The 22,126-nt window shown below is 65.8% G+C and carries 28 protein-coding genes and 4 tRNA genes; 12 read left to right on the top strand and 20 right to left on the bottom strand.

Annotated features, from left to right (window positions below):
- The first annotated feature begins 10 nt into the window (after nt 1-10).
- The 4 genes from FB459_RS09965 to FB459_RS17300 all read left to right on the top strand — a co-directional run bounded on the left by FB459_RS09965 (nt 11) and on the right by FB459_RS17300 (nt 1,579).
- Nucleotides 11-745, top strand: a complete 735-nt coding sequence (locus FB459_RS09965) for a class E sortase (RefSeq protein ID WP_141928380.1) — start codon at nt 11-13, stop codon at nt 743-745.
- Nucleotides 746-898: 153 nt separating this feature from the next.
- Nucleotides 899-1,063: a hypothetical protein gene (locus tag FB459_RS17295; protein WP_170221849.1), complete on the top strand. Its 165-nt coding sequence runs from the start codon at nt 899-901 to the stop codon at nt 1,061-1,063.
- Nucleotides 1,060-1,452, top strand: a complete 393-nt coding sequence (locus FB459_RS09970) for a hypothetical protein (protein ID WP_141928381.1) — start codon at nt 1,060-1,062, stop codon at nt 1,450-1,452. The genes FB459_RS17295 and FB459_RS09970 overlap by 4 nt, the downstream gene beginning before the upstream one ends.
- Nucleotides 1,436-1,579 (top strand): hypothetical protein, encoded by a 144-nt coding sequence (locus FB459_RS17300; RefSeq protein WP_170221851.1) that lies wholly within the window; start codon nt 1,436-1,438, stop codon nt 1,577-1,579. Before FB459_RS09970 ends, FB459_RS17300 begins: the two co-directional genes overlap by 17 nt.
- 636 nt (nt 1,580-2,215) lie before the next feature.
- On the opposite strand, the gene FB459_RS09975 is transcribed toward FB459_RS17300, so the two are convergent.
- Both FB459_RS09975 and tmk read right to left on the bottom strand, forming a co-directional pair.
- Entirely contained in the window at nt 2,216-4,555 is a 2,340-nt protein-coding gene (locus FB459_RS09975) for an AAA family ATPase (protein WP_141928382.1), read from the bottom strand.
- A gap of 98 nt (nt 4,556-4,653) precedes the next feature.
- Nucleotides 4,654-5,349: a dTMP kinase gene (gene tmk / locus FB459_RS09980; RefSeq protein WP_246092404.1), complete on the bottom strand. Its 696-nt coding sequence runs from the start codon at nt 5,347-5,349 to the stop codon at nt 4,654-4,656.
- Nucleotides 5,350-5,399: 50 nt separating this feature from the next.
- On the opposite strand from tmk, the gene FB459_RS09985 reads away from it, so the two are divergent.
- The 4 genes from FB459_RS09985 to FB459_RS10000 are packed head-to-tail and all read left to right on the top strand — an operon-like array spanning nt 5,400 to nt 10,583.
- Nucleotides 5,400-5,696 (top strand): hypothetical protein, encoded by a 297-nt coding sequence (locus FB459_RS09985; protein WP_141928384.1) that lies wholly within the window; start codon nt 5,400-5,402, stop codon nt 5,694-5,696.
- Between the two features lie 2 nt (nt 5,697-5,698).
- The gene (locus FB459_RS09990) at nt 5,699-5,878 is read left to right on the top strand and encodes a hypothetical protein (protein WP_141928385.1); all 180 of its coding nucleotides are present in this window, start codon (nt 5,699-5,701) and stop codon (nt 5,876-5,878) included.
- Nucleotides 5,879-5,914: 36 nt separating this feature from the next.
- The gene (locus FB459_RS09995) at nt 5,915-6,541 is read left to right on the top strand and encodes a nuclease-related domain-containing protein (RefSeq protein WP_141928386.1); all 627 of its coding nucleotides are present in this window, start codon (nt 5,915-5,917) and stop codon (nt 6,539-6,541) included.
- 4 nt (nt 6,542-6,545) lie between these two features.
- Complete coding sequence (locus FB459_RS10000; RefSeq protein ID WP_141928387.1) at nt 6,546-10,583, top strand: FtsK/SpoIIIE domain-containing protein; 4,038 nt, start codon at nt 6,546-6,548, stop codon at nt 10,581-10,583.
- 129 nt (nt 10,584-10,712) lie between these two features.
- Here FB459_RS10000 and FB459_RS10005 read toward each other — a convergent pair whose 3' ends face one another.
- The gene (locus FB459_RS10005) at nt 10,713-11,369 is read right to left on the bottom strand and encodes a hypothetical protein (RefSeq protein ID WP_211345170.1); all 657 of its coding nucleotides are present in this window, start codon (nt 11,367-11,369) and stop codon (nt 10,713-10,715) included.
- Nucleotides 11,362-11,487, bottom strand: coding sequence for a hypothetical protein (locus tag FB459_RS18055; protein WP_281279555.1), 126 nt, complete (start codon nt 11,485-11,487; stop codon nt 11,362-11,364). Before FB459_RS18055 ends, FB459_RS10005 begins: the two co-directional genes overlap by 8 nt.
- A gap of 405 nt (nt 11,488-11,892) precedes the next feature.
- On the opposite strand from FB459_RS18055, the gene FB459_RS10010 reads away from it, so the two are divergent.
- From FB459_RS10010 to FB459_RS10015, 3 genes are read left to right on the top strand one after another with little or no spacing between them, the layout of a single operon-like run.
- On the top strand, nt 11,893-12,546 hold the full coding sequence (locus tag FB459_RS10010; RefSeq protein ID WP_170221853.1) for an NYN domain-containing protein: 654 nt from the start codon (nt 11,893-11,895) through the stop codon (nt 12,544-12,546).
- A gap of 39 nt (nt 12,547-12,585) precedes the next feature.
- The gene (locus FB459_RS17305; RefSeq protein WP_170221855.1) at nt 12,586-12,726 is read left to right on the top strand and encodes a hypothetical protein; all 141 of its coding nucleotides are present in this window, start codon (nt 12,586-12,588) and stop codon (nt 12,724-12,726) included.
- A 1-nt stretch (nt 12,727) separates the two neighbouring features.
- Nucleotides 12,728-13,102 (top strand): hypothetical protein, encoded by a 375-nt coding sequence (locus tag FB459_RS10015; RefSeq protein ID WP_141928389.1) that lies wholly within the window; start codon nt 12,728-12,730, stop codon nt 13,100-13,102.
- A gap of 13 nt (nt 13,103-13,115) precedes the next feature.
- On the opposite strand, the gene FB459_RS10020 is transcribed toward FB459_RS10015, so the two are convergent.
- The 4 genes from FB459_RS10020 to FB459_RS10035 form a co-directional block, all read right to left on the bottom strand.
- Nucleotides 13,116-13,337: a hypothetical protein gene (locus FB459_RS10020; protein ID WP_141928390.1), complete on the bottom strand. Its 222-nt coding sequence runs from the start codon at nt 13,335-13,337 to the stop codon at nt 13,116-13,118.
- Nucleotides 13,338-13,479: 142 nt separating this feature from the next.
- Nucleotides 13,480-13,782 (bottom strand): DUF2493 domain-containing protein, encoded by a 303-nt coding sequence (locus FB459_RS10025; protein WP_211345171.1) that lies wholly within the window; start codon nt 13,780-13,782, stop codon nt 13,480-13,482.
- A complete protein-coding gene (locus FB459_RS10030) occupies nt 13,779-14,252 on the bottom strand; it encodes a TIR domain-containing protein (RefSeq protein WP_141928391.1) in 474 nt (157 codons plus the stop codon). The genes FB459_RS10025 and FB459_RS10030 overlap by 4 nt, the downstream gene beginning before the upstream one ends.
- On the bottom strand, nt 14,249-14,467 hold the full coding sequence (locus FB459_RS10035; protein WP_141928392.1) for a hypothetical protein: 219 nt from the start codon (nt 14,465-14,467) through the stop codon (nt 14,249-14,251). Before FB459_RS10035 ends, FB459_RS10030 begins: the two co-directional genes overlap by 4 nt.
- 114 nt (nt 14,468-14,581) lie before the next feature.
- Here FB459_RS10035 and FB459_RS10040 point away from each other — a divergent pair, with 114 nt between their 5' ends.
- Nucleotides 14,582-14,800, top strand: coding sequence for a hypothetical protein (locus FB459_RS10040; RefSeq protein WP_141928393.1), 219 nt, complete (start codon nt 14,582-14,584; stop codon nt 14,798-14,800).
- Between the two features lie 257 nt (nt 14,801-15,057).
- Here FB459_RS10040 and FB459_RS10045 read toward each other — a convergent pair whose 3' ends face one another.
- The 12 genes from FB459_RS10045 to FB459_RS10095 all read right to left on the bottom strand — a co-directional run bounded on the left by FB459_RS10045 (nt 15,058) and on the right by FB459_RS10095 (nt 21,845).
- Nucleotides 15,058-15,288 (bottom strand): DUF6458 family protein, encoded by a 231-nt coding sequence (locus FB459_RS10045; protein ID WP_141928394.1) that lies wholly within the window; start codon nt 15,286-15,288, stop codon nt 15,058-15,060.
- Between the two features lie 178 nt (nt 15,289-15,466).
- Nucleotides 15,467-16,921, bottom strand: a complete 1,455-nt coding sequence (locus tag FB459_RS10050; protein ID WP_141928395.1) for a DUF7007 domain-containing protein — start codon at nt 16,919-16,921, stop codon at nt 15,467-15,469.
- Between the two features lie 115 nt (nt 16,922-17,036).
- Nucleotides 17,037-17,468, bottom strand: coding sequence for a peptidoglycan-binding domain-containing protein (locus FB459_RS10055; RefSeq protein ID WP_211345172.1), 432 nt, complete (start codon nt 17,466-17,468; stop codon nt 17,037-17,039).
- 131 nt (nt 17,469-17,599) lie between these two features.
- A complete protein-coding gene (locus FB459_RS10060) occupies nt 17,600-17,962 on the bottom strand; it encodes a WhiB family transcriptional regulator (RefSeq protein ID WP_141928396.1) in 363 nt (120 codons plus the stop codon).
- 22 nt (nt 17,963-17,984) lie between these two features.
- The gene (locus FB459_RS10065) at nt 17,985-18,452 is read right to left on the bottom strand and encodes an HNH endonuclease (RefSeq protein ID WP_141928397.1); all 468 of its coding nucleotides are present in this window, start codon (nt 18,450-18,452) and stop codon (nt 17,985-17,987) included.
- Nucleotides 18,453-18,548: 96 nt separating this feature from the next.
- Nucleotides 18,549-18,619, bottom strand: a tRNA-Cys gene (locus FB459_RS10070).
- A gap of 37 nt (nt 18,620-18,656) precedes the next feature.
- Entirely contained in the window at nt 18,657-18,902 is a 246-nt protein-coding gene (locus FB459_RS10075) for a hypothetical protein (RefSeq protein WP_141928398.1), read from the bottom strand.
- Between the two features lie 25 nt (nt 18,903-18,927).
- Nucleotides 18,928-20,229, bottom strand: a complete 1,302-nt coding sequence (locus FB459_RS10080; protein WP_141928399.1) for a hypothetical protein — start codon at nt 20,227-20,229, stop codon at nt 18,928-18,930.
- Nucleotides 20,230-20,562: 333 nt separating this feature from the next.
- Nucleotides 20,563-21,570: a DNA cytosine methyltransferase gene (locus tag FB459_RS10085; protein WP_211345173.1), complete on the bottom strand. Its 1,008-nt coding sequence runs from the start codon at nt 21,568-21,570 to the stop codon at nt 20,563-20,565.
- 19 nt (nt 21,571-21,589) lie between these two features.
- Nucleotides 21,590-21,662, bottom strand: a tRNA-Gln gene (locus FB459_RS10090).
- A 5-nt stretch (nt 21,663-21,667) separates the two neighbouring features.
- A tRNA-Ser gene (locus FB459_RS17310) sits at nt 21,668-21,753 on the bottom strand.
- Between the two features lie 20 nt (nt 21,754-21,773).
- Nucleotides 21,774-21,845: transfer RNA gene (locus tag FB459_RS10095), tRNA-Asn, on the bottom strand.
- Between the last annotated feature and the right edge of the window lie 281 nt (nt 21,846-22,126).

Below are 22,126 nucleotides of genomic sequence, written 5' to 3' on the forward strand. Positions count from 1 at the left end.
ACCAACGAGCATGACCCGTGCGGCCAAGCGTGAACAGCGTGGCGGTTCGGTGCTTCGCGCGCTGGTCGACAACAAGCCGCTCGGTGTCATGGCACTGCTGGGCGTCGCGCTGCTGACCGTCGGTATCGGTATCGGTGGGTACGTCAGCTGGATGATGTTCGGAACGGATGTCGTCGCGGCCAAGAAGCAGACGCAGTCCGTGCATGATCTGCAGGAGCAGTGGAAGAAGTCCCCGACACCGGCGACACCGACGATTCCTGGCGACGGTTCCGGTGAGCGCGAAGTCAGTCCCGGCAGCCAGGGCACACCGTTCGCCATCATGCGCATGCCGGGCCTGGGCAAGAAATGGATTCAGCCGGTTGTTCAAGGAGCCGACGTCGAACAGTTGCGCAGCGGCGTCGGTCACGTCGCTGGTTCCGCCATGCCCGGTCAGGTCGGCAATGTGGCGATCGCTGGGCACCGGGTGACCTACGGCAAGCCGTTCTACGAGATCGACCGTCTCGGCAAGGGCGACGTCATCAACATCGAGACGGCCACCGCGAACTACGTCTACACGATCACCGGAACGGAGATCGTCAGGCCGACCGATGTCCGGGTCTTCCTGCCCGTTCCGAACAAGCCGAAGGCGACCCCGTCCAAGGCGTACCTGACGCTGTCGAGCTGCCACCCGCGCTGGGACAACAAGCAGCGCTACATCGTCTACGCCGAACTCACCTCGGCGACTGGGAAGACGGGGTCGTCATGACCGGAGCTGCTTCAACCTCGGCGGTGTCGACCGGCTCGGCATCATCGGTGACACCCACGCCAACCCGCGATGGTTGAATCCTCCCCACGGCTTGAGCCGGAGGCCTCCCACCCCAGGACCCCCGGTCGTGAGGATCGTCGCACCGTGACGAGCATGGAAACCCCTACCTACGCGATCGGCCAGCCGGCCACCATCGACTACATGAACCGCGACCACCGGATGTACGCCGACCTGCTCGTGCGCCGGGTGTCCGGCGGGTGGAGCACCAGCAACGGTGTCGTCATCGGCCAGCCGCGCGTGCTGGTCCCGGCGCTGTGAGTGCTTCAGCACTGGAACTGGCAGCAGGACTCATCGGTTGCCGTCGCTCGATCGACCGGTGCGAAGTGCACGGTCAGTCGTGGACCGACACGATGCCCTGCAGCACGCTCGTCGAGGCAGCAACCCGCATCCAGTCCTACGGTGACCGCCGAGCTCTCATCGGCCCCGATGACACCAACACGCTGCTCTCGGTGACGTCGCTGCTCATGGTCGGCTCCACGCTGGCCGCCGAGCAGGGAGCGAGCTGGCCCGAGCACTACGCACCGGCTACCCGCGCCGCCATCCGCCAAGTGCGCGAACTGCTCGTGCTCGACGAGTCTCATGCGGAAGCGATGCACACCTTCACCCAGCTCCTCGAGGAAGAGACCCGGCATGCCCGAACGACCTGACCACGACTACACCGACAACGAGAGGATCGGCGACTTCCTCGCCGGACGCGGCGGCATGGTCGCGGGCGCCGTGGTCATCATCCTGGTGCTGTTCCTCATTTGGGAGCTGATCTCCAGCCTGTTCTGAGGCGTGCCCGCTGTCCGGACGTCTTTACCGATGGCGGCCGAACGCTGTCGGATCTGTCCGCTACCGTCATCTGTTCCGACTTATGTGGGGAACACCCCGGTGTTGGAGTGACAGGGTGCCGTGCGAGACCTGCCCGCTCACTGTGGAGGTCAGGCAAGGGCGCGTGGGAGCCGGGCGGTGGTGGGGTGTTGCTGCGTGGCGGAAACGTCGGCGGGAAAGGTAGCCCCAACGGCGACTACCTAGTGTGCTTACTCGTCGGTGCTGCTCGCTGCGGCTCCGTCCAATACGGCGGCGAGTACGTCAAGTGGTGTGCCGACCGGGGCGCTGGCCATGCGGACGACTTCAAAGTCGAACTGTGTGAATGGTTCGGCCTGCTCGCCAAACACGGCTGGCTTGATTGGGAGTAGTCCCCGTTCGTAGGGCATGCGAATGACGTAGATGAGGGCAAGCACGCCGACGGCGGCTTGGATTACGAGGTCACACCCTGCGTGGTAGCGGTGGTCAATGTCGAACCCTTCGGCTGCTGCCCGTTCGTTATCGTCTGCGTGAACAAGATCGGCGTAGAGCCAGGCATATCCGAGTTCCTTCGTGGTTCGTGCGTCGTCGAACCGCCGTCGTCGTTCCCGGCCTGCCCGGCTACGAGCCTGATCCTCGCGAGAGGGCTCCCTGATGGTTGAGGCGTTCCAGGTGTCTCAAGTTGCCAAGTTGCTCGAGGAAGTCTGGGTAGCGGTCGACATTCTTGAGCGGCTCTGTCGAGAGTTTGAAGTCTCGGCGGATGCGCGCCGTTCCAGCTTGAACGATGTCGCCCGCAGTCGTGTCGTCCACGGCCGCGTCAATGCGCTTAAGCGTGGTCGCGGCGCGATCCCGAGTGCAGCCACTCGGGTAGTCGCTGCTAAACGTGTCGATGATCCGTTCCAGGCGTTGGTCCCGACGATCATCAGACTCGCACTCGCGGGCTAGGTTCAGCGTGTCGGCAAGGTGCTGAATCAGCGACGCAAAGTTCTTGTCCAGCGCGGGCACCCCCGGCGGTCGGCTCGCGCCACCTTCAGACTCGGCCAGGTACGCGAGGAGTTCCTTGGCGAACCCGGCCTTACCAATCCGGGTGTCGAACGCTGCCTCGAATGACTCATCGAGTGCGTCCCACATGCTCCCGTCCTTGTCGGCGAGCCGACTCGTCACGCTGTCTTCGGTCAGTTTCTTGGCGGTCTCCTCGTCGTGGCCGAGGAAGGCGCGCGCGTATCGCCTGGCGGCAGCGACGGCGACGGCGACTTGGATGAGGTCTTCGGGTTCGCGGACGGTGACCCCGGTTGTGACCTCGGGGTTGGCGGAGGCTGCCCACTCGGAGACGACCACGATCAGATCATCGCCAACTGTTGGCTTACCATGGGCTCCCCCTTTCCTGATCTGCTTACGCGCGGTCTCACCAGCGGTGTCACCGTCCACCAGTACCGCGCAGGCGGGCTTGACCTGATCGCGACCGCGGGCGAGATAAAGCATGTAGGGGATGTTTGAACCTCCGGGGACAATGGTCACTTGGTTGAGGTCCAGGCACTGGCTGGGTGGAGTCCCCGCGCGGAGCAGCCTCATGTTCATGCCAGCCAAGAGAACTTGGTCTGCGATGCCCTCAACGAACAGGTTGTCGCCGCCGATGAATGCGGTCTCAGCCACGAAGGCACCGAGCGATGTGCGCAAAGGCTCGTAGTGGTTCCGAGTTACGTCCTTGACGTGCCGTGTGCCCTCGTCTCGTGTTCCCTTGTCGACGACTCTGACGCGGTGGCCCGCGTTGCGGTTGATGAGAAAGGGCGAATGGGTCACGTAGACGACCTGATCTTCACGGTCTGCGTCGTCGGGGCGCGCATGATATTCAAGAACCCGGAGAAGGTCTTGCTGACCCGACGCCGATAGATAGGCATCTGGCTCATCCATCAGCAGAACCTCCGGCTTTGAGTCCGGACGGTCGTGGGAGAGAAGTTGCACGTAGTAGCTCAGGAAGTACCGCAAACCTCGGCTTCGCTCGGTGAAGGAATAGTCGGTGCCCGTCCGGTCACGGATGGTGAACACGAGTTCGTGTTCCCGAGGTGAGACTCGGAGTTGGAACTCGGGGTCCTGACTCCACCATCGTGAGACGTTCAGGTGGCGTGCGATGGAGTTGTTCATCTCTTGGATGAGGCCGTTGACCAGACCCTCGCGCTCCTCCGCTATCGCGCTCTGTAGTTCCTTGAAACTCGACTCTTCGATCCGGGCGATCTTCATCAGGAGGTCGGTGCCAAGTTGCTGTTCCTTCGATTGCTGTGCCTCGTCGTCCGTGACCAGCGCAACAAGGTCGGCGGCACTCTTCGTTACCTCATCGGCAGTTGTGACCGAACCCAGCAAGGTCCAGAGGGCCGATCGCTTCTTGCGTCCGGCGAGCGGCCCGCCGTTGTTGGCAAGCCGTGCGATCGAAACGGAGTCGGGAAGAGCGATGTCGGTGTTCAACTCATGGACGTGCGGCATGAGGGCTTGGACCGCATCTGCTTGCTCGTCGGTAAGAGTGACACGCTCATGGTCTCCATTCACTGCCACGACGACATCAGGCTCGGGCCGGAGCAGTAGCAGGTCGCCGTTCTTGAGAAGTGGGATTCCCTGCTCGTCAAGAACATTGGTCTCGTCGGCGCCGAGGCCGAACGTCGCGCCTACTTCCGGGAATAGTCGGGAGCCGTGTTCGACGGAGAACAGTGAAGATGAGCGACAGAAGTCACGCTGAAGCAGGCCCTTGCCGGTGAGCACGATCTTGATCGCGTCTAGCAGGTGAGTCTTACCGGACTCGTTCGCACCGACGACCGCTGTGATGTCCGGTTCGATCGGGATGCAGACGTGCGGCATCCACCCGTCGTCTGTCTGCTGCCACGGCAGCGGCGTCGCTCGCGGCGTTGCCTTCAGTTCATAGTCGAAGTTGAACGACTTGTAGAAACGAATCCAGACCTTGCGGACGCGCACATTTGCTCCTCGCTGATCGCCACGGCGGGTCGGAGAACCGTGCCTACAGTCCAGTGTATGGATCGCCTTCGACACAAACTGGTCGTAGCCCGACGTACCTACAGGCTCGCCCCAGAATGTGCGGGAGCAGCAGGTCGCTGCTCCTGGCGCAGCTCCTCGGTGGACAGCTCTCGTGTCTTGTTGAGTGCGGTCGTGGCGCGGACGGACCGCACCCGCTGCGCAACCTCATCCGGTGCGCCGTCGGCGTCGACGACGCGGTAACGATCCGGGGTGCGAGCCGCCCGGCGCAGGAACGTCTCCCGGATGCTCTGGCGCCACTGGGCGCCCTCGGCCTCGATGCGGTCAGCGCTCGAGCGTGCCGAACGACGGGCGTCGGCAACCGCCACGTCCAGGTCGAGCACGATGGTCAGGTCGGGCAGCAGGTCCCCGCTGGCCCACGCCGACAGGTCCTCGATGTCGTACTCGGCCAAACCCCGCCCGCCGGACTGGTAAGCGACCGATGAGTCGATGTACCGGTCGCACACCACGATCGCCCCACACTCCAGCGCCGGACGAATGTCGGTGGCGACATGGTGGGCCCGGTCAGCGGCGAACAGCAGCGCCTCCGCGCGCGGGTCGACATGACCGCCGTGCAGCAGCAGTTCGCGGATCTGCGAGCCGAGCTGTGTGCCGCCCGGTTCGCGGGTCAACATGACCTCGCCGTCGAACTGCGACAACCACCGGGCCGCCCGTTCGACCTGGGTCGTCTTACCGCAGCCGTCGCCGCCCTCGAACACGATGAAGAGCCCATTCACCCCGGCACGGTGCGACGCCCCGGATGAAGAACACGTCGCACCGTGCTGGCATGCCGACGACATCCGTAGAACCCGGTCACCCGTTGGACGTCCGACCGGACTCCGATACCCCGGTCGCCGACCGCTTCATCACCAAGTACGCCACGGTCGAGGAGCAGCCGTGGATCGGACCGCAGTTCGCCGAAGCTTTGGCGAACCGCTACCTGCCACGCACCCGCGGATTCTGCGGTGTGGCCCGGTTCCGGACCGCCTATGCGGTGTTCGCGCACGCGTCAGGATTCGGCGGCAGCGACTTCGTCGCGATCGAGCGCCGGTACGCCGTCCTCGCCGCCATCTCGAAGCGATAGTGATGCGCCGCATCACCGTCACCACGATCTGCGATCGCTGCGCCGAGCAGACCGAGGACTCCTCTTCCGCATCCAGGCGCACAGCACGCAGTGCGGCGATCGCTGCAGGTTGGACCTTCCCGCGCGGACTGTCGATCTGCCCGTTGTGCAACTGGCGCAACCGCGGCCGTAAGGCTGCCTGAGCACCGAAACGTCAGGTCCGTCGCACCGTCGCCGGTATGCAACCGACGTGTGTGTACGGCGTTCCCGGCGGCTCCCTCAACACCGGCTGGAAGGGTGCCAAGGTCACCTCCCAGCACGGCCGGATGGCGGCAGCCAAGGCGGAGCGGGACACTGCCGCCCTGCTCGACCCTGCGACCTCACCGACCGGCGCCGTCGTACTGCATGATCTGCGGTTGCCGAACGGTGGTGGCGCGAACATCGACCACATCTTCATCGTCGGTAACACCGTGCATCTCATCGACAGCAAGGCCTGGCGTCCAGGCTTCCTGTGGACCGTCGGCGGTACCACCCGACGCGGCATGGAGCGCACCGAAGGCATCGACAAGGACTTGAGCATGGGCCGAGACCGGCTGATGGCTCACTTCGCCACGCGCGGCATCACCGGGATCTGCGTCGACACCACCGTTGTCGTGTGGCCCTCGAACTCGAGCAAGAAGTTGTCGCTGTGGGCGGCCACCAACAAGACCGCGCTGCTGGTGCACCACCGCAACCTGCCCGGTCTGGTCAACCGGTGGGTTAAGAACGCGCAACCGGCGAACCGCGAGGTTGTTGAGGCACTCATCCCGCTGCTCATCACGCCGCCGCGCCCGTCGGGGTACGTCGCGGCTGGATTGGATTTCTGAGGGTATGGCTTCGACGCGACAGACCAAGAACAACCAACCGCCGGGATCGACCGCCGCTCTCATCGTGGTGGTCGCTGCCACGCTCGCGGCGTTCGCCTCGTTCTTCAAGCTGCCCTCGATCGCTCTGCTCTGGTTCGGTGTCAGCCTGGCTGCTTGGCTTGAGCCGTCAGTCCTGCTCACCGGGCCGCGCGACACTGCGACCAAGCGCCCGACCGCAGCGAGCGACTACGAGCAGCGCCGGTACAGCCAGTCCGCGTTCTGGCGGTCGCTGCGCGCCAAAGTCATCATCCCGAGAGAACTGTTCGTGCCCGGTAAGAAGATCCGTATGACCTTCCTTGCCGGATGGGGAGCGTTCGTGCTCGGCGCGTGTCTTCCGGTCAGTTGGCCGGTGCAGCTCAAGCCTCCGACGAACCCGGCAACGATCCCGCAGTTGCAACTGTTCGGTCACGTCAGCAACGCGATCTGCTCGGCACTGCTGGTCGTCGGCCTCTCGATGGCGATGCGTGAGAAGGTCGGTCCGGGCTGTCCGTCGACCACGCTGGCACACGTCCGCGCGCTGGTGAAGTCCGGCCGCAGCCACGTGCTGTTCGCTCTTGCTGTAGCGGTGGTCACCGCGGCGGGCTTGGTCGCCGCCCGGATGTTCCGTCTGCCGATCATCGGTGAGCTCAGCCCTGCCGCGACCCTGTTCGCGCCGCTGTTCGCTGCCGGCGCCTACCTCGGCATCACCGCGATGGGGGAGGCGCGCCGGTTGTGGCAGCTGCGTCAGGACACCCAAGCCGAATGGAGCCCGCGCTGGGAGGCGCTCAAGATCGTTCCCGCACCGGGATTGGTCGACGTCGAACTGCTGAACAAGGACCAGTGGACCCTCATGACGTGGGTCGCACCGCCCGGCAAATCATCCGCCGACATGCTTCGGATGGCCGACAAGATCGTCGCCACCGTCGGTTCGGATCCGCAGTGCCTCATCTTTCATGCTCCCTCGATCAGCGCCGGCGGTGAGCCTGTTCCCGCTTCGATCGACGTGACCCGTTTCCGGGTGCTGCTCGCCTCGGCCGGAACGCTGCGGGTGGACGACCCCGAGATGGATGCGGGTCTCGTGGCGTTGGCACATGAGGCGGCAATGACCGTGGTGCGCCGCGCGAACGCGATGGAGCCCGTAGCGATGATCGGTGTGGAGAACGTGGCGCCGGACAAGCTCGGCGTTCCGATCTGGCGCAGCCAATGGAATGAAAACCTGCTCGGAGTCAAGGGCAGCTCTGTGCCATTCGGACTGTACGGAACGCTCGGCTCCGATGTGCTCGTTTACCACCGGACCGGGGGAGTGCACGAAGCCAAGACCGGCATCTACACCGGCGAACTCGAGCACCCTGCACTTGTGGACCTGGCGCCGGAGCTGGCAACGATGTTCGACAACATGCGTCTGGAACTGCAGTGGGAGTCGCGGTGGGCCGCCGGTGGTCCGAGCCGGTTGAAGTTGTCCCCGCCGGTCGCCCAGCACCCGCTGCGAGCAACGGCGAACCTGCGGGTCGGTATGTCGACCACCCCGATCACCCGGCAGCCGTTCATGGTCCGCCAGGGCATCGACCCGCGCGACTACTTCGGTTCCGAGTCCGCGATGCGTGCCGCGATGGATGGTTCCTCGTTCGTGGCGATCACCGGATGGCCGGCGCCGGGGGACCGTCCTGGTAACCGGCACCCGATGGCGCTGAACATCTACTTCTCTCCACCGAACGCCAAGATCCCGACCTCGATCTCCTCGGTGCAGACCGACAAGCCGGGCCGTCCGTTGTCTCCGCAGCAGGAGAACGCCGAAGCGTGGTTGTTGGCGGGCATGATCAACACCGCCTTCGACAACGCCAAGCTCAAGCGACCCGAACTGATCACCGCCACCTGCCTGACCCGCAACGCGGGCACCGACACGGTGTGGCAGCTGTCGATCCGGTTGCACGACGGCGTCACGTTCGCCGACGTCCGGTCCAAGGCCTCCGTGCTGCGCGAATCGTTCGGCGTCCCGTGGCTGCGGATGGAGCCCGAATCCGACGGTGTCAGCATCTACGCCGGTGGGCGTCCGGCCTCGGCCAAGCTGGTGCGCCCCGAGCGCGACGCGCTGCGGTTGGCGAACCTGGACTGGTCGCAAGCGTTCGTGGACGCGAAGGTGGTCAACGCGGAGGGCTCGACGCCGACCGTGGTGTCGGTGTCAACGCTAGAGAACAACGACTCGGTGACCCAGTTGGAGATCACCGTTCCCTCCGGTCTGTCGATCGACCGGATCAAGGGTGCTCGCTCCAAGCTGTCCCCGGCGACCGGTAACGGCTTCATCGAGGTCCGTCCGTCCGAGCAGTCGGCCGATCAGGTAATGATGCTGGTTGCCAGACAGCACCCGTTGCCCTTCCCGGCACCGTTCGACTTCGAGTTGGCAGCCAAGGGCCCGGTGACAACCGCGACCTTCATGACTGGCATCGAGGGCACGCCGATCGAGATGGACTTCCTCGACGCGCCGCACGTTCTGTTCGCCGGAACGTCCGGATCGGGTAAGTCGGCAGCCGCGCAGGCGATGCTCTGGCCGTTGCGGGTCAAGGGCATGCAGATCGCGATTATCGACATCCAGAAGGAAGCGGCAGATTTTCAGTTCCTGCGTGATCACAGTCTCGGATTTGCGACGACTCCGGAAGACGCTGCGGCGATGATCGAAGCGATCTACCTTGAGGGTCGCCGGCGGATGAAGCTGAACGCCGATCACAAGGTCGGCCACGTCGACGAACTGCCGAGCGCAGTTCGTCCGCCCCACTGGATGCTGTTCATGGATGAGTTCACCTCGGCGATGGGTAAGGACTCCGTTCCGGGCAAGTCGAGCGACCCCGAGATCCAGCGTGAGATCTCCGAGATCGAAGCGCGCAACGCGGCGCGCGCGCAGATCGGCCGGTTCATCGGCAAGATCGCCCGCGAGTTGCGGTCGGCCGGCATCCACCTCGTACTGGGTACGCAGAAGCTCGACCGCCAGAGCCTTGAGAAGATCCCTGGCGGGTCTGACCTGAAGACCAACCTCGCTCGCCTGCTGCTCGGCAACACTGGGCAGGGGGAGAAGATGTCGGCTCTGCGCTCTCCGGACAACGCTCCCGACCTGGGCGGCAACATCCCCAAGGGCCGAGGACTGTGGGAGCCGCTGTCATTGCCACGGTCGATGGCCGTTCAGTGCTGGTACGCAGGACAGGGCGCCACGGACGACTCCTACAAACCGGGCACCTACAAGTACGAGCTCGATCAGCGCGTCGCTGCGAACACGGACGACGACAGGATCGACTTCGAGAAGTTCAAGCCGAAGAAGACGACCGCGCCAGGCATCATCGGCGAACTTCCGCCGAGCCTGCGCGGGGGTGCGCCCGTGATCGAGACCGTCGTGTCCGATGAGACGTTCGAGCTCGACGACTTCGACCTGGACCTGGCAGACGTCGCCGAAGCCGAGATCGTCTCGGAGGAGACCGTTGACCTGGACGATCTCGACCTGGACTTCGACTTCGACGATGAACCGGACGAGGCCGAGACGATTCACGACGACATCTCCGTTGCCGTGGCAGACGAGGAGGGCGACCCGTTCGATCTGACCGGGATTGCTGACGGCGACTCGGCATTCGGTCAGGAATCCGACTCCGGCGATCCGTACGACATCCCGGACGACGATGACGACGCTCCCGTCCTGCCCGACGACCCGTTCGACGGCGACCTGTACGACCTGCCCGACGACCCGTTCGACGGCGACCTGTACGACCTGCCCGACGAGGGTGTGGACGAACCGGCCGAGCCCGAAGTCCGGAGTCCCGCAGCGGACCTGGACGAGCTGATGGCGCAGATCGTCCGCTCCGCTGACACCGCGCATGAGCCGGTCGACGACATGCCGGTCGACATCGACGAAACGACCGACGTACCCAGTGACGGTGACAAGTCGGCCGAGCCGGTCGGCGTTCCTTCGATCGAGGAGAAGAACGCGGCGCCGTCCTTCCCGTTCTGGAAGCCGGCGGGCAAAGTCACCGACGACGACTGGTAGTCGTGCCTACGGGGCTGGACGCCGCCCAGCAGAAGCTCACCCAGATGCGGCGCACCGCCATCAACCTCGGCTTGCCCACCACGCGCGTCCGGGCGGTAGCAACAAACGGCCCATCCGTCTCGCCTCGCCTTAGCGATCGGCGGGGCTGTCGGGAGTCTTGACCCGACCCGACAACGGGTCGCGTGCACGCCATCGTCGGTAGGTATCGGGCAGATCGCCTTGTGGCGGGAGGCTCTCCGCGAGCCCGGCGGCGCTCGGAATCGTCTGAAGGACCGCCCCGAGTAGGTCCACCGTCTCCATTAGGTGCATCCCAAGGTCGGCCACGAAGATGCTCGGGTCAACCTTGCCCGTGTGATTGGGAAGCAGCCAACGCGCGGATGGGTTCGGATGACCTCCCCACGAGCAGTGCTGCTTGTACTCGCTAAGTCTGAACCTGCCTGCCTTACGCATCTGGCCCGGTCGGAACGACTTCTCGATGCGGTTGGTCGACGCGCTCAGCCACCGACCCCGCTGGGAGGCGTCGTCGCGGAACACGGCCATCAGGTAGTGGACCTCGACGATCTGCCGCGTGAGGGCGGTTGCCGCATACCAGCGTTGACGGTCAAACGCGCCGGCTGCTTCCTGACCGAGCTGCCCGACCATCTGCGTCACCAGCGCAACGGCTTCGACGTCGTCGTCCTGCGTGACCCATGCGCTGACCCACAGGCTGTCGCCCGCATCGGCAAGCCAGTCAGCAGAAAGGTGACACATCTGAGAGCGCAGCGCGCTGAGGTCGTCGTCAATCACGGCCACGATCCGGTGTGGGCAAGGTCTGAGACAGGTCATCCTCCACGTCAGAACCGAACGATGCCGCTGCGATGCCGCTGACGCCGTTGACCCGGTGCACGATCTCCTGGAACTTCATGAGCCGATGCTGTCACGGGGGAAAGCCAATCGCTGCGCTTCGCCGTGATGTCGCAGCGGCTGCGTTCGTTCGCCGTCCGTGCCCGTTGATTGATCGCTGCGGGCCGCGAAGCCCAGAGGTCGTGCAGGCCACCCGGGAGCGGGGCGGGTGCGCAAGACGGCGGGGCCGATCCTGGACGCGCTGCTCCACGGCGCAGATCGGCGGCGGTGGCCTGCTGCGAACATCGGTGTGACGACGGGCTCGGTGTCCGGGGTCGAGGTCGTCGACGGGGACCGCAGGGCGGCCGGGTCGGGTTTCATGGCGTTCGAGCGTGCCCGTCGGGCCCTGCGCCCGAAGCCGACCGGTGCGCGGTCGTTCTCGAGCGGTCCTCATGCGGGACGTCGCGCGCGTCGCACCGTCTCGCCTATGAAGCCCCTAGCACTCACCAGCGACACCCAGGAGGAAAGTCGCGTCACTCTGGTCATGGTCGACGGCGGCTGGTTCTTGCGCCAAGCCACCCTCGCTGTGACCGGTCGCTGCGACATTCCGCGCGAGCGGATCAAGGCCGACATCGACGCGCTGGTCCGCCTGCTCATCCAGCAGTCTCAAGAGATCACCGGACTGCCCGTGCCGGCCATCTACTGGTACGACGCCGCGCGCGATGACCGTCCGCCGACCCCGGAGCATGAAGCACTGGCAGCTCACCCGCTCGTCGAGTTGCGTTTGGGCAAGCTGCGTCACCAGGGCGGCTCGTGGGTTCAGAAGCGCGTCGACACCCTCATCGCCCGCGACATGATGGTCGCTGCGATGTCCGGTGTCGTCGGCCAGATCGCTCTGGTGTCCGGCGACGAGGACCTGGTGGTTCCGACCGAGACGGTGCAGGCCGACGGCGTCACCGTGCGCATGCTCGTCCCGGAGTACCCCGAGGTGGAAAGTCAGGGCGTGTTCCTGTCCGGTGCCGTGTCCGACGTGCACGCACTGCCCGCCGGTCCGCTGTCGAAGGCAATCTCTGTGCCCGGTGTCGCGACGTCACTCATCGCCCGCCGCGGTGTCGCCCGTGTGCTCGCTGCCACCGCCTGACTCAGCGCAACCGAGCCAAGCGCGTCGCACCGTACCTTCATGAAGAGATCATCGACTCGCACTGCCCCCGTCCCTGCGTTCGCCGTTGCTATCACCGCTTTGCTCGACGGCACCCTGCCATCCGCGGTGCTGTGCGGGCCGTGTGATGAGAAGGCACTGCGCGAACGAGCCAACGCCTGACGTGCCGATCGTCGACTCCGATGCACTGCTGACCGCCGGACTCATCGCCTCGGCGATGGCGCTGACGTTCGGCATCCGCGCAGCCGTGCGCGGGCACCTGGCCCTCGAGGACGCCCGAGACATCCGCCTCTGGGTGAGCCCAGCCTGGCTGTGGTCCGGCGTCGTCGCTGTCGCCTGGACCCTGGCGCGAGCAGTGCTCGGCGGCACGACGTTGGCCGGCCTGCTGGCCCCGGTGGTGCTGGTGCCAGGGATGCGTTTCCCGCTGCTCGCCCTGGTGGCATGCGGTGTCATCGGGCCGATCATCGTCTACCTCGGGATGATCGTCTCCGCGTTGGACTACGCCCGGGTCCGGGCTCAGTCTGCGGACGTGTCTTAGACCTGGCGGTTGTTCAAGCTGCGATGCGCGCGGCGAGACCGACTGCGGCGAACACCAGTGCTCCGGTGCCGGAGGCCACGAGGCCGCCGAGCATGAACCGGGTGCCAGGGATCTCTCGTCCCTTGGTGGCCGACAGGGTGAGCGAAGAGACGACGCCGAGCGAGCACACGGCCCATCCGGCGGCGAGGACGGTGGCGATCGCGAGGCAGTAGGACGTGTATGCAGCGCTGGTCATGACTGGACGGTGCGACGCGGCTCGCCGGGTCAGCCTTCGAGCACCCGGACCGGGATCCCTGCCTGTTGCGCCAGACGTAGGCAGCCGCGGGTTCCGCGTGAAGCGCCCTTCGGGAAGGCCAGGCACAGGTCGGCGCCGGCGTTCACCATTGCGGCGTTGCGTACCGGGCCAGCAGCGCGCCGGCGTTCACCATTGCGGCGTTGCGTACCGGGCCAGCAGCGCGCCCGTGCCTGACCCAGTCGGCCGGGTGCGCCTCGACTGGCAGGCCGAGCTGCGACCAGTACGCGGCAGCGATCGCGTCTGCTCCGGTCGGGCACGCACCGTGGACCAGTGTCACTATGTCGGCCGGACCGGTGACCAGCTCGGACAGCGCAGCATCCAGCGCGGCATGGATGAGGTCGGCCCGACTCCAGTCGCGGGAGCCAGTGATCAGCAACCGCATCATCCGCACTCCGCCGTCGGTGCGACCGCAGACATGGTCCACGCACGCTGCTTGTCGAGGTAGTCCACGGCGGCGCCGAAGTCCGGCACGCAGGTCGTCGCGGTGCGGGCAAAGATGTTCTCCGGCTCACCGACGGTGACGACCGGGATGCCGCGACCGAGGGCGTAACCGACCTCGACGTGACGGCCACCGGAGCCGGGGTCGCCGCCGTCCAGCACTGCAGGCGTCAAATGGATGACGTACTGCGCGCGGTCGACGTCCGCCAGGTCGGCCAGGGAGAACTGCTGCACCTGCTCATCGGACAGACCTGGGGCGGCGCCCGTGACCGCGGGGGTGATCTCGCAGTCCTCGTCCAACCAGGAAGCGGTACTGACGTACGCGCCGCCGGCTTCGAGTTCGGTGCGCAGTTCCCGGATGAGGTCGCGGCAACGGTACGGACCCGCGAGGTAGACCCGAGTGGGGACGTACGTCATCGCGCAGCCGCCGTCGGTGCAGTCATGGCGAATCCGACGAGCTGGGCGAACCGCTCGTTGTACTGCCGGGTGAGGTCGTCACGGTCGGCGCGAGCGGCTTGAACGTCACGCTCGCCGTCCCACATGAGGACCTTGGGGCTGGTGCGGAAATCGAAGTCGTCGTCGAGTTCGACGACGGTCTTGCAGCGGAAGAAAACGTTGAGTGAAGAAGGCATGACTGGACGGTGCGACGCCTCGCGCGCGTGTCGGAGATCTACGCAAGGGCGGGACTTTTCGCCTACCGGAAGACGTTGACCATTCCATAACCACTGACCTTCAAGGGGAGAACTATGCCCGCTTCGAACAGCGACGAGCAGCGCGATGCTGTCGTCATCCCGTTGCGTCGCCGGACCCGCACCACGAGCCCGGTCGTCCAACAGACCACCCGCATGCTGCTCGCCGGCCGCACCTACCGACCGATCCGTCGGATCACGACGCAGGACGCCTCCGCGCTCAGCGGATTCGCACAGACCCGCCGCGGTTCGGCTCGCGCGCAGGACGATTGGTGAAGGTCCATCCCTAAACCGCTGCGACTTCAGGGATTAGCCTGGTCGTGGGTGTAGGTACTGGTGGGAAGACGAAGCCCGCCTCGAGGGGTCGAGGCGGGCTTCGTCGCGTTCTCAGGGGTTCAACGGGTCAGACATCCGTTCACCGGAGCCACTGCGCTAACTCGCATTAGCGCCGGTTGCGTCACCCGGTGTGGAAAGCACACGGGCCGGGCACCGAGGAGAGCTTCCCCGAGGTCCCGGCCCGTGCCCTGGAAGGGTCAGACGATGTCCCGACGGTTGATGTCGTCGTGACGCTCGACCACCTCGTGATGGCTGGTGTTGGCGCGCTGACGCGTCTGCGCGAACGAGACGATCAGAGCAACGACACCGATCGCCGCACAGATCCAGCCGACCATCGACAGATCCACACCGCTGATCCGGTCCTGCACGGCGAGTGCGAGGATCAGGCCGACGGCGAGGAATCCGAGACCGAGACCGGGTCCGGTCATGGGTTCTTCCTTCCTCCGGACGGCCGGGATGGCCGCCAAGTACCGACACGGTGCGACGAGCCTGACGAATCGGCTCAATCCGGCCTAGCATTGGCTCAGCCGCCAGGTGAGGGTCTCCGGGTCGCGGGGTGCCTTTCCTGGCGGCTGGTATTCATACGGTGCGACGCGGCTCGCCGGGTCAGGCGGACCGCTGCTCGTCCGGCTGTTGCCCGACGCTGCGCTCGTACAAGGCCAGCTGATGCTCGTACTCCTTGCGAGCCTCCCGTGCTGCCTGCGCCAGTTCCTGCGTCTGCGACCGGGCGCCGATACGGGACCACGAGGTGTCCTGAGCGTCCTGGTACTTCGCATCAGCGATCTGGTACCGCTGCAGCGCCTCGGTGTACGGCTTGCGCTCATCCGGAGCGTTCGCCGCCTCGAACGTCTGCTTGGAGACCGGGTAGGCGTTCTCGTCGACGTACAGGTAGTGCTTGATGCTGGAACCGTCGACCATGCTGCCCTTGCCGGTGAAACCCTGCTCACCGATCTCGCGCAACGTCCGCACCTCGCCCGAGTGTGCACGCCAACGTTTATCCAGGTCGCTGGTAGCCCGCTTGGACGCCGCCACCTTCGACTCATCGAACCCGGCAACCCGCGGCTTGACCGGCTCGACGGGCTTCGGTTCGGTGACATCCACGCCGCCGGCCAGACTCACCGGCGGGTACCACGGACGGTAGGCACCCCACGTCGGCGTACCAACGAACGCAGCAGCCTTGGCCGCCTCCTCGTCCGGGATCCGGTAGGTGCGCACGCCGGCGCCGGGGACCTTCACCCGCGCGGTGCTGTACCCGGGGTGGTCCGGGTCCGGGGTCGAGGGGCTCATGATCTCCCCGAGACCGTTGCCGGACAGGTGCTCGTTCCACGTCTGCTCGTCACGGCCACGGGACTCGCCATGCTTGATCGTCTGACCGGTCGCCTTCTCGAACTCGTCAGGAAACCAATCACGCACGTCGCGCGCGCCGCTCTGGCGCCACTGCTCGACGTTCTTGTAGCGGCTCGTCTCGTTCGGGAAGGTCATCGTCACGATCGCCGCTTCGCAGTCCTCCTCATACCAGCCGCTGCGGCGGCGCAGCGCAGCCGGAACTTGCGCGTTGCGCTCCGGCGATAGCTTGTATCCGCCGTGACCTGCGGTGTGCACGCCGACGATGCCGGGGGACTCCTGGTACGCCTGCTGGACCGCTCCCCACGGGGACTTGGTCGGCAGCTCAGCCGGTGGGAACATCGAACGCTCACGATCACGCAACACCCTCGCGTGATCGTCCAACTCGAGCGCGTCAGCCGTCTGGCCATCCGGACTGTTCGCGTACGCCTCACCCCACTGTCGCAGCGCGTCACGGTCTGCTTCGAGCTGCTTGAACTCCGGCGTGCCGACCGCGAACTCGATCGGTGCCGGCTCCGGTTCGGCTGCAGGCTCCGGCGGGGCCTGCTCCTGTTCGCGACCCTCGCCGAGGTAAGCCAGCAGCGCGTCCAGGTCGTCCAGGTCACCGGTGGACTGCTCGGCCGGCGCTTCGAGCGCGACGGACGACTCGCCGGCGACATGGCCCGCGAACCGGCCCTTGGCATCGTGGATGGCACCGCTGGGGTCGATGGTCGACATGGGTTCAAGTCCTTCGGTTCGTCGGTCTGATACCCGATGGAATGGCGGCGGACACGAATGCCCCGGCCGCTGTGGCCGGGGCATTCGATGACGTTCGATGGTTGTCAGCTGGTCGTCAGGCGACGACGTATGCCAGCCCGATGTACCGCTGCGTGGCGGGACCGACGATGCCGTCCTGGACGAGCCCGCGAGAGCGCTGGAACGAGATCACGGCGCTGCGGGTGGCCGATCCGAAGGAACCATCGACCGCGACGTAGCTGTAGCCGTGGGCGCGCAGACGCTTCTGCAAGTTCATGACCGAACCGGACAGCGCCCGAACCTCACACCCGGCGCCGTTGATCTGGATGTCCAACGCCGTCTGCGCGTACGGACGCTGACCAATGTAGAGGGAGGGGTAGGTGATGTACGGCATGGTCGGCATGCACGAGGACCACGCGGTCTGGACCGGCGCCGACTGCACAGGCGCGGCCTGTGCGCCCGACATGCCGAGACCGGTGAAGGACAGCGCCGCCACAGCGGCACCGGTGAGGATGCGACGTCGAATCATGGGGATTCCCTTTCGGACCAGGGTGCAGCCGCCCACCGTCCGGGCTCGGAGCGCACACCCTGTCTGAAGGAGTGGCGGGAGCACCACAGCACCAACACGAATGCCCCGGCCACAGCGGCCGGGGCATTCGATCAGGCAGTGGCTCGCGCCGGCTCGCGGGACGGACGAAACAGCTCATCCGTCGGTCGTCCGTGAGACAGCAGCGTTCCACCCCAGACACCGTCCGCCTTCAGCGCGAGTCCACGCTGAGCGCACACGGCGCGTGCCGGACAGCCAGCGCAGACCGCGCGGGCCTGATCCAGCTGCTCGACCGTGGTCGGGAACCACAGGTCCGGCGTGGTCGAGCCGGAGCACGACCAGTCCGGAACGTCGTCGGTGTGCGGCGCCGGTGGACCATCCAGCGCGTACGCGGACAGCACCGGGTCGCTGCCCCGAACAGCGGTCAGGGGCTTGCTCGCCGACCGGGTGAACGGACGACGGTTCGTGATGGACATGATGGGTCGCCTCCTTCGGCGGTCAGCGCCGGCGGGATGCCTGACGCGGGAACAGGTCGGCCGGGGTCGGCTCGAACGGGTGCCACTGCAGCTTCATCCCGGCCTGGCGGGGCGTACGGCCCTTCTTGGCGCCGTTGCACTTGGAGCACGCCGCGACGACGTTCAACCAGGTCGATTGACCGCCCTGACAGCGCGGGGTGACATGGTCGATCGTGACGGCGGCGCGGCCGCAGTACGCGCACGAGTGCTTGTCGCGCCGCAGCACTCCGCTGCGGCTGTACGGCACACGTCCCGTGGTGTCGTACAGCCACTTGGTAAAGACGTACTTCACCAGTTCGAGCGCCTTCGGCCGCGGGTGCGGTCCGAAGGTGTCTTCGTGGGCGTCGACGATGAATGCCACCTTGCGGTCGAGCATCCTGATGGCGTGTTTGAGCGGTACTTCGTGCAGGACTTCCTTCGTGCCTGCGTTGTAGACGATGACGTTGGTCATAATCGTCAGCTACTGCGTGTCGAATCCACCGGGAGGTGGGTCGATGTGCAGATCACCGGCCACCTCCCTTCTATGTCGTGGGGCCGGACAGTTGAGAGACGCTGGTCGGAATCGAACCGACGTCACCGGTATTGCAGACCGGTCCCTGACCACTCGGGCACAGCGCCATGAACGGTGAAGCAGACTTCGCCTGAGGGCTTGGTCTCAGCTCACGAGTTTCAGGTAGTCGGCCACCAGCCGGGCGTACTCGCGCTGGTAACGGCGGGATAGTTCGTCCTTGGCCCGGCGTTCAGCGTTGCGCCGGATGCGAGCTTCAGAGTTGCGGGTGGCCTTCCATTCGCGCATGTATGCGTTCCAAGCCAATCGGCAGGGGTCGCAGACGGGTTCTGCGAGGCGGCGGTGCCGCTGGCTCCCGGCGCGGGTGCCGCATCGAATCTCGGTTTCAGCCATGCTGCAACGGTGCGACGGGGAGCCGCTACGGCTTCTCGCCGTTCTCGGTCAGCCCGTGGTCGGCATTCCAGCGCTCGTAGGAGTCTCGGTCGCCAGGCCAGTTGCGCCAGTTGTAGTCGCTGTCCCTGCGCTCGGCGGCCGTCAGGCGCTCGACCCGCTCCGACTGACGCTGAGCCAGATCGCTCAACGAAGCGATGGTGTTGGCCGCCTCGAACCACGCCATGTCGTGCCGGTACTGCGCATCGTCGAACGCTGCGGTCCGCGATCGGTCTGCGTACTTCGCCAACGACTCCCGCTCCTTGCGGATGACGTCGGCTGCGGCCGGCGGTAGCGACGCCATCGCCAACGTGGCGTCGAGCTCTGCCTTCTTCCGCTCGTGCTCGGCGAGATCCGCTGCGGCCTGGTCGAGCTCCTTCTTGGCAATCGAGAACCTCGGCACCCTGATCGGCTGCCGGGTACGCAGCGTCTGGCCGCGGGAACCGATCTTCGGTCTGGTGCGCACCGTGGGCCGGACAGCCGGAGGGGTTGCGGTCGCGAACGCCTGCTGCTCGGCCTGGAGCTGCTCCAGGACGGAGTCGCGTTCCTTCGTGGCGCGCTGCAGATCGGAGGGCTGGCTGAAACCGGGCCACCACCTTTGCTTCGGGTCTCGATCGGTGCGCCGCGCCAGAAAGTGCCACGGCCGAAGCGCCCCGGTCTGGACCAGCTCGCGGGCTCGCTTCAGTTCGTCTAGTTGCAGGCGCTGCGCGGTGTCTGTCGGGTAGTCACCGTCCGGCGGCAGCGTGGGCAACTCGAAGAAGTTGTTCGCGTATGTGTAGTCGCCGTCGTCATCCTCGTCGTCGACGTAGCCCGGATAGCCGGGGATCTGGTAAGTCTGCACGCAACCGGTGCAGTCGCAGGCCGGACCCGGTTCGGTGTCCTCGCCGTAGTGCTCCCGGTTGCCGGAACCGTTACGGGTGTGTACGACCAGGAAGGGCCCCGTCTCCTCCTCGGTCCAGTCATCCTGACGTAACTCGACGCTGATGCCGCGCATGCGCCCGAAGTTGCGGCCCGCCAGACCGGCGTGCTCCATGAGACGTTCGGCGGTGACCCGTTCAGCCGGCGCGTACTCACCGTGCTCCGATTCGAAGTCATCCAACGGCTTGAAGTGCTCCGCGAACACCTCAGCAAACGGTCGTCCGTTCACGTCAGGGACACCGTCGGTGTTGTCGGCGTGCCAACCGACCGGAGTCGGTGCTTGCTCGAGAACCGCGGACGACTCGGAGGACGACGAGGGGGCGAATCGCCCATCGCCGGAGCGCGGGTGATCGGATTCTTGAAACGTGGTCATGCAGACACGGTGCGACGGCCTGAGCGGACCGCTCGCACTTCGTCGAGCAGCCGGCGCGTGTCGAGGGACGGGTCAAAGGTGCATCGGTCTGGTAACCCGTGCGTCATCCCGTGGGACTCGATCTGGTGCTGCGCCAGCACCCGTGCCTCAGCCTCAATCACCTCGACCAGGGCGGCGGTGACGGCAGCACGGGCGTTGCTGCGATACCAGCCATGCCTGCACATCGGGTCATCCCACTCCGCGACTGCGTGCCCGGACTTGATTTCGTCAGCGCATATCGCCTTCGTTGATTGTCATACCTGCACGGTGCGACGGTCCCCGTCGTCGTTCCGTCTACGCCAAACTCCCCGCGCGCGAGACGTTCGAGCCGTCAAGGGATTCGACAACACGCTCGCCAATCCAGCGAGCCACCTGCACGGGGACTGCGTTCCCGATCTGGCGCACCTGCTCGGCCTGAGTGCCGGTGATCTCGTAACAGTCGGGGAACCCCTGTGCCCTTGCCAGCTCGCGCGGGGTGAATCGGCGGTACCAATCGCCGGTCCCGGTGCGTTCGGCGAGGTAGTGGTGCACTCCGCCCGCGGTGACGGTCGCGACCGGGTGCAGGTCAGCTCGGCGAGGCTGGGCGTTTCGGCGCATCATCACGAGATGCGGGGTGTCGCGTTCGGTGATCTGGTGGACCTGCGGCGTGATGTACAGGTGCCGGTCCATTCGCTTCATGGGCAGGTCTTCCAGGATGGTGCTCGCGGTGACGGCCGGCATCGTGGGGAGGTCCAACGTGAGCGGCCGCTGCGTGAAGATGATGAAGATCCGCTTTCGATGCTGTGGCGTGCCGAGGGCCGCGGCGTTGATGATGTACTCCTGGTGGTGATAGCCGAGGGCGTTCATCATCGCCAGCCATTGCGGGTAGAGCACCCATCCCTGAAATTCAGGGACGTTCTCGACGATCACCGCCTTGTACTGGTGGACCTCGGATGCCGCAATAACGGCGAACGCGGTTGCCCGGTCGATCGCGCCCGCCGAAGCACGAGCCTTCTCAACGTCGGCGGGGAGCGGCCGGCGTCCACCGGCGCGTGCGTGCCACACGCAGGATGGTGACGCCCAAGCGATGGTGGTGCTCGGGAACGTGGTCCAGTCCGTTTCGGATAGGTCGGCGATCCGGTGCTCGGTTTTGGGGTGGTTGCGCTGGTGAGTAGCCACTGCGCGCACGCTGTGGTTGGCGGCGATCTTGACGGTGATGCCTGCCTGTCGTAGCCCTTCGGATGAGCCACCTGCGCCGGCGAACAGGTCGGTAGCGGTGTGGTGGACGAAGGACCGCGCCATCACTTCTTCGTCGATTGCCATACCTGCACGGTGCGACGGGCTCCGCCGGCAGGATTCGAACCTGCGTCCGCCAGATTCAAAGTCTGGCCGCGCAACCAGCAGCGCACAGCGGAAGGTGCGGAGGATGCGAGAGTCGAACTCGCACGCCCTTTCGGGCAGTCCGTTTTCAAGACGGGTGCCGCCACCACATCGGCTGGATCCTCCAAGGCTCGTGCATGAGCCAGCTCCCCGACCTGGATTCGAACCAGGAACCTGCCGATTAACAATCGGACGCTCTGCCGTTGAGCCACCGGGGACCGGGAAGTTCTCCACGTCTCGACGGCCGGGCGTCCCCGGTGTACCCCGTCGGCCGAGGACTCGAACCTCGGACCTCCGAGCGGGCCTTCCCAGGCGATTCTCAAACAAGCGTCCGGCGCTGAAATCGTTGATTCGCCGTGTTCTCAGGGGGTCTGAGGGGCATGGGCCTCGGAATCGAACCCCGGAAAGGCACGATACACGAGGTGTGGTCGCGAAAAATTCGGTCAAGTCTCAAACACGATTGACCGCTGAGCGACATGCCGAACTCGTCGCCGATTAC

Origin of the sequence: Yimella lutea (assembly GCF_006715095.1) — a bacterium.
Classification (GTDB): domain Bacteria; phylum Actinomycetota; class Actinomycetes; order Actinomycetales; family Dermatophilaceae; genus Yimella; species Yimella lutea.